This is a genomic window from Psychrobacter sp. CoH-33_TS_01, from assembly GCF_058189395.1.
Window position 1 is genome coordinate 552,845 of record NZ_JBVGQI010000001.1, and the last position, 16,314, is coordinate 569,158.

14 protein-coding genes are annotated in these 16,314 nt (G+C 48.4%); 4 read left to right on the plus strand and 10 right to left on the minus strand.

Features of this window, described 5'->3' with window-relative positions:
* Positions 1–20: 20 nt before the first annotated feature.
* Positions 21–581, plus strand: coding sequence for a histidine phosphatase family protein (locus tag ACZ2XM_RS02255; RefSeq protein WP_490588451.1), 561 nt, complete (start codon positions 21–23; stop codon positions 579–581).
* A gap of 144 nt (positions 582–725) precedes the next feature.
* On the opposite strand, the gene ACZ2XM_RS02260 is transcribed toward ACZ2XM_RS02255, so the two are convergent.
* Both ACZ2XM_RS02260 and ACZ2XM_RS02265 read right to left on the minus strand, forming a co-directional pair.
* Positions 726–1,664 (minus strand): acetamidase/formamidase family protein, encoded by a 939-nt coding sequence (locus ACZ2XM_RS02260; RefSeq protein ID WP_490588450.1) that lies wholly within the window; start codon positions 1,662–1,664, stop codon positions 726–728.
* A gap of 1 nt (position 1,665) precedes the next feature.
* Positions 1,666–3,012 (minus strand): APC family permease, encoded by a 1,347-nt coding sequence (locus tag ACZ2XM_RS02265; RefSeq protein ID WP_490588449.1) that lies wholly within the window; start codon positions 3,010–3,012, stop codon positions 1,666–1,668.
* A gap of 402 nt (positions 3,013–3,414) precedes the next feature.
* Between ACZ2XM_RS02265 and ACZ2XM_RS02270 the strand changes: the two genes are divergently transcribed.
* On the plus strand, positions 3,415–3,897 hold the full coding sequence (locus tag ACZ2XM_RS02270; protein ID WP_490588448.1) for a hypothetical protein: 483 nt from the start codon (positions 3,415–3,417) through the stop codon (positions 3,895–3,897).
* Positions 3,898–3,968: 71 nt separating this feature from the next.
* Here the strand turns inward: ACZ2XM_RS02270 and map are convergent, their stop codons facing one another.
* From map to hutU, 6 genes are all read right to left on the minus strand, one after another.
* Positions 3,969–4,778, minus strand: a complete 810-nt coding sequence (gene map / locus ACZ2XM_RS02275; protein ID WP_490588447.1) for a type I methionyl aminopeptidase — start codon at positions 4,776–4,778, stop codon at positions 3,969–3,971.
* Complete coding sequence (locus ACZ2XM_RS02280; protein ID WP_490588446.1) at positions 4,771–5,046, minus strand: ParD-like family protein; 276 nt, start codon at positions 5,044–5,046, stop codon at positions 4,771–4,773. The genes map and ACZ2XM_RS02280 overlap by 8 nt, the downstream gene beginning before the upstream one ends.
* Before the next feature lie 250 nt (positions 5,047–5,296).
* On the minus strand, positions 5,297–6,616 hold the full coding sequence (hutI, locus tag ACZ2XM_RS02285; protein WP_490588445.1) for an imidazolonepropionase: 1,320 nt from the start codon (positions 6,614–6,616) through the stop codon (positions 5,297–5,299).
* Positions 6,617–6,708: 92 nt separating this feature from the next.
* Positions 6,709–7,782, minus strand: coding sequence for a formimidoylglutamase (hutG, locus tag ACZ2XM_RS02290; RefSeq protein WP_490588546.1), 1,074 nt, complete (start codon positions 7,780–7,782; stop codon positions 6,709–6,711).
* A gap of 228 nt (positions 7,783–8,010) precedes the next feature.
* Entirely contained in the window at positions 8,011–9,585 is a 1,575-nt protein-coding gene (gene hutH / locus ACZ2XM_RS02295; protein WP_490588444.1) for a histidine ammonia-lyase, read from the minus strand.
* Between the two features lie 83 nt (positions 9,586–9,668).
* The gene (hutU, locus tag ACZ2XM_RS02300; protein ID WP_490588443.1) at positions 9,669–11,384 is read right to left on the minus strand and encodes a urocanate hydratase; all 1,716 of its coding nucleotides are present in this window, start codon (positions 11,382–11,384) and stop codon (positions 9,669–9,671) included.
* A gap of 454 nt (positions 11,385–11,838) precedes the next feature.
* On the opposite strand from hutU, the gene ACZ2XM_RS02305 reads away from it, so the two are divergent.
* Together ACZ2XM_RS02305 and hutC are read left to right on the plus strand one after the other, a co-directional pair.
* Positions 11,839–12,372, plus strand: a complete 534-nt coding sequence (locus ACZ2XM_RS02305; RefSeq protein WP_490588442.1) for a DUF2058 domain-containing protein — start codon at positions 11,839–11,841, stop codon at positions 12,370–12,372.
* A gap of 347 nt (positions 12,373–12,719) precedes the next feature.
* The gene (gene hutC, locus ACZ2XM_RS02310) at positions 12,720–13,556 is read left to right on the plus strand and encodes a histidine utilization transcriptional repressor HutC (protein ID WP_490588441.1); all 837 of its coding nucleotides are present in this window, start codon (positions 12,720–12,722) and stop codon (positions 13,554–13,556) included.
* A gap of 32 nt (positions 13,557–13,588) precedes the next feature.
* On the opposite strand, the gene ACZ2XM_RS02315 is transcribed toward hutC, so the two are convergent.
* Together ACZ2XM_RS02315 and ACZ2XM_RS02320 are read right to left on the minus strand one after the other, a co-directional pair.
* Positions 13,589–14,356 carry a DUF3726 domain-containing protein gene (locus ACZ2XM_RS02315; RefSeq protein WP_490588440.1) on the minus strand — a complete coding sequence of 256 codons (768 nt, stop codon included), beginning with the start codon at positions 14,354–14,356 and terminating at the stop codon, positions 13,589–13,591.
* Entirely contained in the window at positions 14,353–16,254 is a 1,902-nt protein-coding gene (locus ACZ2XM_RS02320; RefSeq protein ID WP_490588439.1) for a hypothetical protein, read from the minus strand. Before ACZ2XM_RS02320 ends, ACZ2XM_RS02315 begins: the two co-directional genes overlap by 4 nt.
* Positions 16,255–16,314 lie beyond the last annotated feature (60 nt).

A 16,314-nucleotide genomic window follows, 5' to 3' on the forward strand; every position in this document is an offset into this window, starting at 1 on the left:
CTTACTACTAAGAGCCCTCTATGACCATGACTTTATACATTTGGCGACATCCTAAACCGTTAGCCGTCGAGGGTATTTGTCTGGGTCAGACCGATAGGGGCGTGGCAAAGCGCAAACTAAAGCGACTGGCGAATCAAATCCATAAATATGCGCAACGGCATCATTTACCCAAAGTCATTTGGGTGAGTCCGTTACAGCGCTCCTTACAAGTTGGAGAGCTATTAGCAGCGCGTGGTTTCGAGTGTCGTATTGCGCCTGAGCTAATGGAAGTGAATTTTGGCGAGTGGAATGGTTTGCCGTGGAGTCAAATACCTTGGCATGAGATTGATGCTTGGTGTGAGGATTTTGCTGAGTATCAACCGGGCAATGGCGAGAGCGTACGGCAGTTATTCACTCGGGTTGAGCAATGGCTTAGTCAGCGGATGTCAGCGAATGGGGAGGCGCCGATACTGGTCGTAGGGCATGCCGGCTGGATTAATGCGGCGAAGAGGCTTGCGACTGGTGCAGGGGTGCCGCAAGTGGCTGCGGATTGGCCACGGTCGGTGGGCTATGGGGTGCTGACTGTGTTGAAATTACCTTAGTCCTTAAATAAAGGGGTATGCGTTGCCATGACCGCACCTAAAGTCCGACCATAGCAAAATGACAATAAAGGAGCATGAAAAGTAAGGAATCTTTAAGTACAACACTCTTAATTACAAAACCCTTAATTACAAGAGCCTGCCGAGCTACATAATTTTTAGGCTGCGTGATTTAAAGATAGCTTTCGGCATATAAAAAGACACTACCCAGTTGGGTTGATCAACGACTTCACTGATTTTTAATTGTCCTGCCACACTGCACAGCGCATAGGCCGTTTCTTCGTCCATACCGGCTTTTTTATGCAGCCGATCAATCATAAAGCGCAGCGCGTCTTTGGCACCCGTCATCAAATCTGGACCTACTCCGGTGGTCACAACATAGCCTTCATTGACCTGATCGCTAGCCACGGCTGGCATGTCAAACATAGGCATAGGGATACTATCGCCCTTGTGCAGTCTTAACGTTGCAGTAGCTGCCATGCGGGTTTCTACCGCTGTGCCGCAAACCTCACCATCCCCTTGACAGGCATGGGTATCACCAATACTAAACAGACCACCGGGTACTTGCACAGGTAAGTAAAGCTTAGCACCTTGTACCAAATCACGAATATCTAAGTTACCACCACAATAGCGGGGTGGCACAATAGAGTGAGCGCCGGGCTCGGCAGGGGCTAGACCCATGGTGCCGGCGAAGGGACGAAACGGAATCACGATATCATTATCGAAGTAGACCGACTCGCTATCGTATTCAGTAATCTTCAGCCACGGCGAGCTAAACTCGTCCGCCAATAAACCAAAGCCCGGTATGATCGCGGTCCAGCCCCAACCGCCCGGCTCAAAGTCTAATAACTCAACTTCAATGACGTCACCGGGTTCAGCGTCTTCCATATACAGCGGCCCGCAGACGGGATTTAGCTTATCAAAAGGCAGTCGGGTCATCAGCTCAGCTTTACTATCACGAGCGACTAGACCGCCACTGGCATCCTGGATATCAAAGCGCCGCGTATCACCGGAGCTGATGGTCTCGAGCGGGGCGATATCGTGGTCGAAACAATGATGTACTTCGTGAATCGTTTTAATTTTCATATTAAATCTCCATATTGACTTGCTGGCCACGGCGCTTAGCTAGGTAATAAATACCTACACCTATCAGGGCCCAAACTGCACCAATTAAAATAGTATAGCCCTCAAAGCCACTCCAAATATACCCTACCACGCCTACGCCGAGCAGAGGGCTGAGAATATGCAAAAAGACGTTGTAAGATTTTTTCTTAATCACAAAGTAATATAGCGTACTGATATTGAGGATCATAAACGCGGTTAATGCCCCTATGGTGACAATAGAGGTCAATAGCGCTAAATTTGTCATAAAGGCTAGCCCAACCACGATAGAAACCAAACTCACTAACAGCGTACTGATATAAGGCGTCTTGTAGCGAGAGTGTACCCGAGACAGCGCAGAGGGCAGCAGGCGATCACGCCCCATACTATAGAGAATACGGGCTGTAGCGACCTGTGCCACTAACGAGTCCGCTATACCCCAAGCTAGTGCTGTAGTGGCCGCGGCTAGTACGCCAAGCCAGTTGCCACCCGCTATGCGAGCGGTATCATAAAAGGCGGTATCCAGGTTCGCAAACTGCTTAGGATCAGGCTGAATCAAAGCCGCTATCCAAGTTTGCGCAATGAATAAGCCACCGATCACGAATAGCACAATGAAAATTGCCTTACTCACCGCCTTACCGCCACCTTTGGCTTCTTCCGCTAAGGTAGAAATACCATCAAAACCCAGAAAGCTTAATACAGCGATAGGCACGGCAGAAACAATAAGTCCCAGTGAAAAGGTATCGGGTTGATAAACGGGGGCGATAGAAAAGACCGCGCCATTGACATTATTGCTAATAGCTATCACGCCCATCACTAGGAATATAACCAGCACGATAAGCTCGGCGACTAACATCCAGCGGTTGAAGACCGCCGTAAAGCTAATGCCGCGAATATTAATATAAGTATTAAAGATGACAAAAGCGATAAGTAAAAATACGGGGGATAGCGAGGGGAAAATATCGTGAATGGCAAAGGCCCCTACGACATACAATAGGGCGGGTACTAGAATATAATCTAGCAGCATAATCCAGCCCGCTACAAAACCAACAAAGCTACCAGCACCTTTTGACACATAAGAATATACGGAGCCGGCTATCGGGAATTCTTTGGCCATCTGTGAGTAGCTGATAGCGGTGAACAGCATGCCGATTAGACCAATAATATAAGCGGTGACAATCATGCCGCCACTGGCATTCATGACATGACCGAATATACCGAAGGGGGCGATAGGCACGATAAAGATAAAGCCATAGATGACCAGATCTCGCAGTTCCAGCGTCCGTGAAAGTTCCTGCGTATAACCAAAACGCTCTAGGTTATGGTCACTCATTGTGAATCTCCGTCTATTTAAGGGTTAACTCCTAGCACGCGTCTGTAAATAGATAGAGTTTAGTAAAGTATAAGTCTGCAGCCATACAATGTTGCTGTACAATGCCGCTGTCTTGTTTCGTTTGGGTATTGATAGCAGTTATGCCGACGCTAACCAGTCAAAGCTTACTGCGATACTCATCATCCAAATTGATGAAACCCCTAATCCTTACTGTTAAATCTAATTAACGAAACGTATGTTCTCTCGTATAGTAAGGGAGATAAAGTGGCAAGTAAATCGCTAATTATGGCCTTGAAGTTTTATAAATAAGGTAACAAGAGCGCTATAGCAACTCCTTGATAGACAGCGTTTAATAGCATTAAACCCATACGCCTACAGTTCGCCTATTAGGAGTGACCCCTCATGCTAAAAGCACTCTGTATCCTTGTCCCTTGTTCGTTACTATCGGTCAGTGCGTTGGCAATGGTAGCGCCCGTCAAAGGGGACACGACCTGCACCCTCGTGACTGCCTTGTTAGAAAGACAGGCTGTGGAAAAGCCGTGTGAATTCGAGGGCGTCAGCGGCGCCAGCATGGTTTATTATGTGAAGGAAATAACCTTTACTTTACCCAAAGGTAAAACGGTCGATACCGTGAATAATGCTACTTTTCGTTTTGATGAAGAGGGAGAGATGCAAGATTTGGAAGAGGAAATCTTGCTAGATGGGCAGCCTGCAAAAGTGATTCATATTAATTCACGCACGCTACGGCCTATCTCCCTACAGCAACTCAATAAGCAACATGAGGCGAAAGACCCTGACTATTCAGAGGTGCTACACTGCTTAAAACCTATTAAAAAGGACAGCGCTTTTTGTATTCCTTATGAGTTAATGATGAGTATTTCTTAAGGTCGACTCTAGGCGTTTATTGGCTTATTGGCTTATTGTTTTATAGGATTGTCATCATTAAACTAATGAGGTTAAAGCACCGCTGCTTGTGGCGCTATTTTATCAGTATCGCCTAGCTCCTCAGCTCTGAGCGTCAGCACCTCATAACCCTTCGCTGTGACGGCTATAGTGTGTTCCCACTGGGCAGACAATTTCTTATCCGCAGTTACCACCGTCCAACCATCCTTTTTATTCTTTATCTTAGCCTTGCCTTGGTTGATCATCGGCTCAATGGTAAAAGTCATCCCCTCTTGGAGCACCAAGCCTTTGCCAGCGCGGCCATAATGCATGACTTCAGGCGCTTCGTGCATCTCACGGCCAATCCCATGACCACAGTATTCACGCACTACGCTGTAGCCGTTTTTTTCGGCATGGTTTTGGATAGCATGGCCGACATCGCCTAAGGTGGCGCCGGGCTTGACCACGTGGATACCTTGCCACATGGCTTCATAAGTCTTTTCGACCAAGCGTTGGGCTTGTGGGGAGACCTCACCAATCAGATACATTTTGCTAGAGTCGGCGATAAAGCCGTTTTTTTCTAAGGTGATATCTAGGTTGATAATATCGCCAGACTTTAGGTGCTGGGTTTCAGAAGGCATGCCATGACAGACCACGTCGTTGAGGGAAGTGTTCAGCGAGTACTTATAACCATATTGTCCTTTACTGGCGGGGCGAGCGCCTAACTCATCGACAATATAACGCTCTACCAAGGTGTCGATTGCCATAGTGGACATACCCACGCTGATATGGTTATCGAGATAGGCAAAGACAGCCGCCAAGAGTTTGCCCGACTCGCGCATAAGGGCTAGTTCCTCTGCGGTTTTACATTCAACCTTATCCATCTATCAGCTCCTCCGTAGGCAGAGCTACAGCCGCATTAAAGGTCACTTTATTAACGCTAATCTTATTAACGCTAATCTTATTAACGCTAACTTGGGCTTGCTCTAGCTGCTCACTGATGATTTGCGAATAACTAAGATTGGGGTTGGCTTCAGCGAGCATGCCAATCTTAATCCAGTACTCGGCTTGTGCGTTGATAGAGCGCACCATAACCCCGCTGGCCTTGCGAATCTCTTCGTGCAGTGCGTCATCTATTTTGACGATACCCATAGTTTTCCCTTTAATTTTTGCCTTAATGTTTAGCCTAATTGCTAATATATGAAACGTATACGAATCGTATATGAATAGCTAGCAGGCAGCAAGATGCTCTCGGTAGTATTTTGTGAATAAACCGAGGGCAATCTAGAGGTTGGAGTTTGACTATAGGTTTTATACTGTGGGAAAGATAACCGCTTGTTCTATGCTAAAGATAACCACTTATTGAGTGGCAAAGGTAATGGCTTGCTCTACAGCAAAATAACTAGGCGCGCCAGTCTCCAGCAATCATCACTCGGCTCAGCGGATTAAAACCAATCTGATACGCCAAATCTGCAGGACGGGTGATATCCCATAATGCTAAGTCTGCATCCATACCTATGCCAATCTGCCCTTTATTAGCCAAACCTAACGCTTTTGCCGCATGAATGGTAATACCAGCGAGCGCTTCCTCTGGGGTCATGCTAAATAGCGTGCAGCCCATATTGACGGTGAGCAATAGTGAGGTCAGGGGTGAGGTGCCGGGGTTGCAGTCGGTCGATAAGGCGATGGGCACTTGGTGCTCGCGTAGGGCGTCCATCGGTGGCAGTTTGGTCTCTCGCAAGGTATAGAAAGCCCCGGGTAATAACACCGCGACCGTGCCACTTTTACCCATTAAGACGGCGTTTTTGACGCTTAAGTATTCTAGATGATCGCTCGACAACCCTTGGTATTCAGTAACCAGAGCACTGCCATCCATATCGCTAAGCTGCTCGGCATGGAGTTTGACGGGTAAGCCTAAGTCCTTTGCAACTTCGAACACCCGCTGCATTTGTGCGACGGTAAAACCAATATTCTCACAGAAGCCATCGACCGCATCGACCAATCCTTCTTTATGTAAGATAGGCAACCAGGTACAGACCTGCTCGATATAGCCATCCGCATTATCTTTATACTCCGGTGGTAAAGCATGCGCCGCGAGATAAGTGGTCTTAACAGTGATGCCGTAATCTGCGCCCAACTGCCGCGCGACTTGTAGCATCTTACGCTCAGTCGCTAAATCCAAACCATAGCCCGATTTAATTTCGATACAGGTCAGGCCTTCTTTTAATAGCGCTTGCAGGCGTTTTTCACTTTGCTGATACAGCTCTGCGCTGCTGGCTTGACGGGTCGCGGATACGGTGGCGACAATACCGCCGCCATTTTCAGCGATTTCTTTATAACTGACGCCTTTGAGTCGGGCTTCAAACTCATTGCTGCGATTGCCACCGTAGACCAGGTGGGTATGACAATCGATTAGACCAGGGGTCAGCCAACGGTTTTCGGCATCGATAAGTTCGTAATGCGGCTCTAGTTCGTCTTCAGCTGCCCCAATGACGTCTTCGTGATGGGCGCCTAACCCATCTAAGGCGGTCTGACTGTCGCCTAGCCAAACGATTTGGCCGGCTTGAATAGCTATGGCGGCGTCTAATAATTGACCATAAGGGACGTGGTCTTGCCCGTCGCTTGGGTGGCTAACAAAGCCATAATGCTCATTAAAGGTAGCTATGTTGGCATGGATGATTAGCGTATCAAAGTCGCTTGGGAAAGGGGTGTAAGGCGTCATAAGTAAATATCCTTATAGTTTATTGTTAGTCGATTTAGGGATGAGAGGGCATTTAAAATAGGTCATGGATAAGAGGTTTTTGCAAACTATGCTTAAGCTGCAGACTCTTTATTAACCACTAATAAATGATACTCAATCATTAGCGCCAATAAGCGTGCAGCCACTTTGCTACTGCGACCATCGATATCGTAATTGGGATTCAGCTCGGCAATATCCGCCATCTTAACTTTACCTTGCGCAAAGATGTGCTCTAAGCAGCGCTCAACGAAATCTAAAGAAATACCTTTGGCGGCAGGGGCGCTTACTCCCGGCATCACGCTGGCGGGTAGGCCATCTAAGTCTATCGTGACATAAATGATGTCTACTTGCGCGATAAAGTCGCTAAGCTGCTGGGCAATATTCTCCCAGGATGCGCGGGCACACGTATCATCACTGATTACCGTCACACCAAGCTCTTCAGCGCGGTCAAAGAGAGCGGCAGTGTTAGAAAACTGACTGACCCCGATGCAGCAATAATGAAAAGGCTGGTCATGGGCCTGGCAATGTTCAGCAATTTGTCGGAAAGGGGTGCCAGAAGTGCCTTTAGGCGCTTTGCGGATATCGAGATGGGCATCAAAGTTAATGATACCGATTTTGGGTAATGGATTTGCTCTAGCATTTGCGGTATTAGATGTAGTCAGCTCATTGGCGTTAAACGCCTGCCATAAGCCCTGATAGCTGGCATAAGCAATAGCATGACCACCGCCAAGCCCAATAGCCAGGTTGCCTTGCTGGATAATACGCCGGACTTGTTGGGAGTACTGCGCTTGCGTTTGCTCGAGAGTATCTGGTGCTAGCTCACCGCCATCGTGACAGAGAATATCACCCGCATCGCCCACCAGTGAGGTAAGGGCAGTGGTAGCAGTGGTAACAAAGCTATCTTGCAATACTGCCGGACAAGGTAACTTCGCAAACGCTTGGCGAATATGGTTAGGCCCCGTCTTGGCGCCCACACGACCTAAATTACGCCTTACCCCTTGATCACAGGCAAAGCCGACCAAACCCACTCGCTGATTATCATAACTATCCAGCAGCTGGTACCAATAGCGCGCCCGCTCTGACTCATCCGGCTCATGACGTCCTGTCCAAAGACTAGGGTCAAAAGGAATGTGCTCGCAGCCTAACATTGTCGTGAGTGGTGAGGGCACGCTTTGTGAGGAGCTGCTTTTGGGGAAAGTGTTAAGTGGCTGAATAGACATGGGGCGTTCCTTAATGCAGGGTATAGCTCAAGAAATAGGGTCGATATAAGGCGGTACGGGCAACTGAGGAAGCTGTAAAACCTTTTCCCCAGTTGCCCTACGTTAGTTTGCAAGTCTAACGAACTAAACTAATAGTTACGGTTGTAAATACCAGTCTTAGTGTTGTAAATACCAGTCCGCTCGCAGGTCCGCCCAATGCGTGGTCAAATCGCCAGACAATACCAACTGCTTAGCCGCTTCGATATCCGGGGCAAAATAGCGGTCTTTATCATAAAAAGTGACCTTATCGCGTAACAGCTGGTGCGTTTGCTCGAGTAGGGCTGAAGTCTTTAGACCGTCATGGAAGTCGATACCTTGCGCGGCAGCCAATAGCTCGATACCGACGATGGTCGCGGTATTTTGCACCATGTCATATAAGCGACGGCCACAGTAAGTGGCCATTGACACATGGTCTTCTTGGTTGGCTGAAGTTGGGATGCTGTCCACGCTACCAGGGTGGGCGATCGATTTGTTTTCTGAGGCGAGTGCCGCAGCGGTGACGTGAGCAATCATAAAGCCTGAGTTGACGCCAGGGTTGTTGACCAAGAACGGAGGCAGACCGCCTGATAGGGTAGCATCAATTAATAAAGCCACGCGGCGTTCTGACATGGAGCCAATTTCAGAGATGGCCAGGGCTAAGATATCGGCGGCAAAGGCGACTGGCTCAGCGTGGAAGTTACCACCCGAGATAGCCACAGGACCGTCGTCATTTTCAAAAATGAGTGGGTTGTCGGTGACGGCATTAGCTTCGATTAATAGGGTTTGCCCAGCTTGGTTAATAATGTCTAAGCACGCGCCCATAACTTGCGGCTGGCAACGTAGGCAATAGGGGTCTTGAACGCGGTCGTCGTCTTCGCCTTGGTGGGAATGGCGAATCTCACTGCCTTCAATAAGGTGGCGATGCGTTTGTGCGATTTGCATCTGGCCATGATGACCACGGACTTCGTGAATACGGGCATCAAATGGGGCATCTGAGCCTTTAGCCGCATCGATAGATAGTGAGCCAACTACCGTAGCCGTTTCTAATAAATCGCGAGCATGGAAATAGCCGCGTAAAGTCAGGGCGGTCGAGACCTGTGTGCCATTAATCAACGCCAAGCCTTCTTTTGCCGCCAGTATAATTGGCGATAAACCTGCTTGTGATAAAGCCTCTGCAGCGGGCAGTTGCACACCATTAACATAAGCTTCACCAACGCCCATTAACGTCAACGTCATATGTGATAATGGGGCCAAATCACCAGAGGCACCCACCGAGCCTTTAGCCGGGATATTAGGGATGATGTTGTTATTAATCAAAGCGATTAAGCCGTCTACTACCTCACGACGGACGCCCGAGAAACCGCGCGCTAGGCTAGCGACTTTCATGACCATAATCAAACGCACGACGCCATCATCTAGACGCTCGCCGGTACCGACCGAATGTGAGACGATTAGGTTATATTGCAGTAGTTCTAGCTGGTCATCGCTGATGCGGGTCTTAGCGAGTAAGCCAAAGCCCGTATTAATCCCATAGGCACTTTTATCGCGCGCGATAATGGCTTTGACCGCATTATGCGACTTTTCAATATCGTCATAAGCGCCGGCAGGTAGGGTGATGGTCACCGGCGTGTCATAAATCTGGCGCAGCTGGGCAAAGGTGATTTCTTTGGGAGCCAAGGTTAATGCGGTATGGTTTTGTTTAGTCGTTGTCATATTATTATCCGTTATTTTGGTGGTTGTATTAGGGGGGTAGTGACCGTCCTTGGTCAGGGTATGCTAGGCAGGACTTGCCTTACCTACTTAATCATAGGTAAATTCAAGCCATAATCTTTAGCCGTCTTAATCGCTAGCTCATAGCCCGCATCCGCATGACGCATGACCCCAGAGCCACAGTCATTGACCAACACTCGCGCTAGGCGTTTCGCTGCCGCATCGGTACCATCCGCCACAATGACCATGCCGGAATGCTGCGAGTAGCCCATACCGACGCCGCCGCCATGATGTAAGGATACCCACGTTGCGCCGCCTGCTACGTTCAACATGCCATTTAATAATGCCCAGTCTGAGACCGCGTCGGTACCATCTTTCATGCTTTCTGTTTCGCGGTTAGGACTAGCGACTGACCCCGTATCCAAGTGGTCACGGCCAATCACGATAGGACCTTTAAGCTCGCCGTTTTTGACCATTTCATTGAAGGCTAAACCGGCTTTATCGCGCTCACCTAAGCCCAACCAGCAGATACGCGCTGGCAAGCCTTGGAAGTGAATGCGCTCATTGGCCATATCTAACCAGCGGTGTACGTGGTCATTTTCTGGGAATAACTCTTTGATTTTCTGATCGGTTTTATAGATGTCTTCTGGATCACCCGATAGCGCGACCCAGCGGAAAGGCCCTTTGCCTTGGCAAAATAGCGGACGGATATAAGCGGGGACAAAACCTGGGAAATCAAAGGCATTTTTCAACCCAGCATCGAAGGCCACTTGGCGGATGTTATTGCCGTAATCCGTAGCAGGAATGCCTAGCGCTTGTAAGTCTAAAATCGCTTGTACATGAACCGCGCACGACTCAGCCGCGGCTTCAGTGAGCGCTTGATGTTGGCTGGGGTCTTCTTGCGCCGCTTTCCACTGCTCTACCGTCCAACCGATAGGTAAATAGCCGTTGATTAAGTCATGCGCTGACGTTTGGTCAGTGACCAGATGCGGTCTAATAAAGCTGCCTTCTGGGCTTTCTTTGGCACGGCGCGCCATCTCAGGTAGGATTTCAGCGGCGTTACCCAGTAGCGCAATCGATACCGCTTCACCGGCTTCAGTATGCTGTTTGATCAAGGCATAAGCATCGTCTAAATCCTTGGCTTGTTTATCGACATAACCGGTACGTAAACGGAAATCAATGCTCGACTGTTGGCATTCGATATTCAGAGACACGGCCCCAGCAAAAGTCGCTGCCAAAGGTTGCGCGCCGCCCATACCACCAAGACCTGCGGTCAAGATCCAACGGCCTTTCCAGCTGCCATCATAATGCTGACGACCGGCTTCCGCGAAGGTCTCGTAAGTGCCCTGTACGATGCCTTGGGTACCGATATAGATCCAGCTGCCAGCGGTCATCTGGCCATACATAAATAAATCTTTGCGGTCCAATTCGTTGAAATGGTCCCAAGTGGCCCAGCGAGGTACTAAGTTTGAGTTGGCAATCAGTACACGCGGCGCATCTTCGTGGGTCTTAAATACGCCAACAGGCTTACCCGATTGCACCAATAAGGTCTCGGTGTCTTCTAAGGTCTTTAGCGACTCTAAGATTTGGTCGTAGCATTCCCAGTTACGCGCGGCGCGGCCGATACCACCATAAACCACCAAGCTTTTTGGGTTTTCAGCGACATCCGGATGCAGGTTGTTTTGTAGCATTCTAAACGGTGCTTCGGTCAACCAGCTTTTGCAGGTCAGCTCAGTACCGGTTGGCGAGGCGATATCACGGCTGTCATCACGGCGAGTAAATTTAGATGTGGTCATAGTCATTCCTTTGAACGTTGCAATGGATTTAATGCTGAAGATTAGTACAGGGTAAATTGAGATTGCTCAGCAAAAGGCAGCTAAGAGCAAACTCGGTATTAATTTGTATATACAAATTATCAAGAAAAAAATTATTGTGCAAGAAATTTTTCTGAAAAAAGACAAAAAAATTGTGATTAAAATAAAAAATAATAGCCAGTAAATAGCGAGAATCCCTACAGCCACAGGCCATGCGAAGGAGGTGCAGCTGGGGTAAAAAAAGTAAGAAGTGCGCTGCTAGATAGGGCGGGATAGCAGGGTTGGCGGCTAATATTTCAACTGAGAAAATTTATTTATAAGGATTGTTGAGTGCAGAACAGGGGACAGATAAGGCGGAATTGACAACACGGCAGAGCAAAATTTGCTACCATGGGCTATTGAAATTTTATGATTTAAGTTCTCTAATTTAGGTAATGCGATTATGGCCAAAAATGCCTTGCAGGCGCAACTTTTGAAAGCGGGATTGGTGGACAGTAAAAAAGCCAAAAAAATCAGCAAACAGAATGAGCATGCCAAACGTACCGGCAACTCAGACGATGCGGAAGTCAAAAAAGCTTTGGCAGAAGCCCAAGCAAAAAAGTTAGAAAAAGACCAAAAGTTAAATCAACAAAGACAGCAGGCTTTAGAGGAAAAATCTTTAAGAGCCAATGTCGTGCAGATGATTAAACAGCATCAGATTACCGATACGCAAGGCGAGGTCACTTATCAATTCGTCGATGAGTCTAAGATTAAAAAAATAGACGTCACGCAAAAGTTATATGACCAAATCGTCGCCGGTCACGTGGTGATTGCTCGTTTAGAGACTGGCTATGCTTTACTGCCGCGTCCGCTTGCCGATCGTATTAACGCTAAACTTGAAGGCTTTATGGTGGTGTCCAATGATAAGTCTGATAGCGAGCTGGATGAAGACGATCCGTACGCCGCCTATGTGATTCCTGATGATTTGATGTGGTAGCCTTAGCCACTTATCGATTGTCAGCTAAATTATAAGCCAACTAAGCAACTAGCCAGCCCATTAAACCAGCAGTGTTGAATTACAGCACTGTAGCGAATCCTTCATAGCCTCAGCCGCTATGAGGGATTTTTTTGCGGCAGAGGTTAAGAGTTAAGAGTTAAGAGTTAAGCTGCCGTGTTGAATAGGGAGGTGGTTTTAAGGAGCTGTGGCTGCTGGGATAATGACTAGCAAAACGGCTCGGTCGGTAGCGCACGCTCCGAGCTTGACCCTGATCTGTAGAAATTGATATACAATGATTGACTTATCGTGCCTTTTTTATTTTTTGAGCCATTAAACTGTGAACAGCTATGTCTAAATCTACGCCCATATCCGACCCTATTGCCAAGCCTAACGCTAGGCCGCAAAAGCAATCGCTGACCAAGTCTACTGGTACTACTCCCTCTAAAGCCAAAGCTATTCCGGCTTATCAACGCATCAAAGACAGTATCTTACAAAATATTCATTCGGGCTTGTGGCAGGCGGGTGATGCTATCCCTACAGAATTTGCTTTAGCAGACACTTTTGGGGTGTCGCGCATGACTGTGAATAGAGCACTAAAAGAATTGAGTGAAGAGCGGGTATTAGAGCGCCGTCAAGGCTCAGGGACTTTTGTGGCACAGCAGCAGTTTAACCATACCTTTGTCGAAGTGAGAAACATCGCTGAAGACCTTAAATCCGCCCACAAAACCTATGAAGCCAAAGTATTAAGCGCGCAGCGTATGCCGTTAAGAGCTATCGATGAAAAACTCAGAGCACACTTTCAAGCGGCTATCGTTAGTGAAGGTAAAAAAATGCCCGCTTTAGACGCAGAGGTGGACGAGGTCAAGATTGTCCATATCGCCGATGGGGAGGCCATGCAGTTCGAAGAGCGCTGGGTAGATGCGCAATTGGTGCCCCACTTTATTGAACAAGACTTTAGGGTGACCAATACCAGCGACTATTTGATTGCGCACGTGCCTTTAGAGGGCGGCAGCTATACCATCAAAGCGGTTGCAGCCCCCGCAGAGGTCGCTCAAGTTTTGGGTATTAGCGAAGGGGCGCCGGCGTTACTATTAAGCCGTAAGACCTATTCTGCGGGGCAAGTGGTCACCTATGTGAATATGTGGCATGCGGGCAATCGCTATCAGTTTTCGGGCACCTTATAGCCGCCAATGGGTTGACGGACGGGATCTTTAGCTTACGCCCCGCCCGCACCTTGGCGCGATTGGTCACTGTTCTCTACCAAAATATTCGTCGCGGTCTGCTTCAGGCTCTGCCACTCGGCGTCATCTACATAGATGCCTGATTTCCAGGCCTGTTGGTGTAGCTCGATAATTTGCTCTGAGCTGATGCGGTGGCTGTAATCATCGCGATGATAAGTGGGCAGGTCAAAGTTCAGTAGGGATAATTCAATGACCAAGTCCTGGGTACGATAGTCGCTGCTGGGGTTGTCGTCAAAAAAGTACAGCTCAGGGTAGCTGTTGCCTTGGTTTAGCACAAATAGGGTGTGTTTGGGCGCACTGCCATTGTCCCAACGGGCGACGCACGCGATGCCTTTGGAGGCCAGCTTGATTAGCTCGCCATAGGCCAACCAACGGTTGTGGCAGTTATGCAGGTCTAAGATAATATGCGGACAGTCTGTCATACGCTCGAGTGCGTAATCGAGGATAGCGGGGAGGTGGCAAGCGATACTGCTGCCATGCACATCAAAGACGATAGTGGTGCTGGTCAGCAACTCTTGAGCACCGGCATGCTCTGTGACACCGTCAGAAAGAATATCGATGGGCGCATCTTGTTCTGTCAAAATATAATCGCTAGCATTATTAAAGTGACGAATACCTTCTAGCCCAGCCATTTGCAGCTCTGCTACCATATTCGCAATCAAATCAGCTTCACCGGTCTCGCGGTGCATACCTAGAAAAGCTTTATTAACCAAAGTGACAATTTCGTTGTGTGAGACAATCATGACTGCGCTCCAAAATTAGCCGATACCAGCGGGCTAGCCACTGGGATATCTGCATTGATAAAAGTATCCGCATTCAGATCAGCACGGGTAGGTAGTAGCGGGAATAACCACTCATCGCTATGGATTTCGTCAAATAGCGGTGCGCCCTGAAAGAGGGTGACACGGACCCAGCGGTCAGAGCGTGGATCAAACTTAGTAGCGCCGAACATGGATAGCTTGCAGCGCAGCAGATGCATAGGCAGAGCGTCTTTATGCAACACATTCATCTGAATATCTCCCATAAGTCGGTGCCCCAGCGTCCAAACGCGCCGTGCTATAGCTCGGTACTTGGGATGTTTGAGGATAAAGGCCACAATAGTCTGTGATTGATCAGTATCTTGTAACGCGGCATATAGACGCTGTACCTGCCGAGCAATATCAAGCGGCAGTTCTTTATCGACCCCAGGCTCTTGACCCCGGATGCCTAAGCGCGGCTCTTCTTTATCTTCTGAGCGGTACCAAAACCAATAGGCATTATCGCTACTGTCAAAGTCTGTATGAATAGCCCACGCATAGCGCTGCTCTAAGACCTCGATAAGATCAGCAATAGTCTTACCTTTGGGCAATTCTAAGTTTTCATCGGTATTCATTAAATCTTCAAAGGCATCGACTTGCTCAGGGTACAGCTCCATTAAGCAAGCAATAAGGACTTCTTGCGCCTCAAAGCTTAGCTCGTTATGCGCTTGCAAAAACGCTCCCCATGTATTGTTATCAGCTAGAACTTTAGCGTTTTGGTTCATATTGCCGTCAGTATTTGCGCCCGTAATTTCACTGCCATTAACAGCAGATTTTTCTTCCTTAAAACCAGCCATTAGCGCGGTCAGCTCAGTGACAGCTTGAGCGTTGCGTTGTTGCTGCGGCTCATTAATAGTGACGGTTTCATCAAGATGACGGATAGCTCGGCTCAGTAGTTTTTGTAAATACTTGACCGGTTCAGGGGTTATGGGATTGGCTAAGACATTCGCTAAGGCGCGCTCACGAGTACTTAACCATTGATCGACGATGCAAGGGTGGGTAATAAGATAGGGTGCCATGCCTAAACCAGTTGCATTGCCAACGCCCAGATAACGTTTAAGCTGAGGATGTAAGCTAACGGCTTGACTGCCACCACGCTGCTGCGCCAGATAGTCTACCCAGTCCACGCTAAACTGTTTAAGCAGATAGACCGCACACATTTGCACGCTAAAGGACTGACCAAAGTCCGCATCATTTTTGAGCGGGGTAAAGTCATAGATACCAAATTTGCCATTACCATAGACCGCAGTGGTGCGCAGAATATAACCGACTTGCGCCAAGATTTCTGGGTCAGGCTGCTCGCCTTGCGCTAAGCTGCTAACAATATGGTCAAACACCCGCACACTTTTATTCGCCCGCGCTAATACCATTACCATATTAGAGTTGCGACCCGCTTCTTGTAGCGGCACGTTATCTTGCAGTTGTTGTAGCAGCTCCTCGTGGACTTCACCGTAAACTAGGCAAAAGGTCACGTCCCATTTTTGTGCGATGACCCGGTCGTTACGCTCGTCATCGGCGATCTCATTGCAGAATACTACCAGATGGTAGATAGCGTTAGGGGTGGTTAAGCGGTAGATGACATGACCAAAACCTGCGGGCGAGAGGGCCCAGACGTGCTTGGTTAATTGCCAAGACTCTCTATCAATCTTACGTAACAGTCGGCGCACAAAACTTAAGCGAGTCTGGTGCATGGCGCCCAGTCTTTCAGGCTGCATGACCACGTTTGGAGAGCGGCAGAGGGCATCTGTAGCAGTAATCTGCGAGTCATGAGACCAAGGTTGGGATAGGGGTTGGGCTGGGGGCAGCGTGGCAGATAGCGGAGTATTAAGGTTTTGAGTATTCATGGCAAACTACCTTGTTAAGCGTAATGACCCTGATCCTTGGGTCATTACCGAGCATAATTT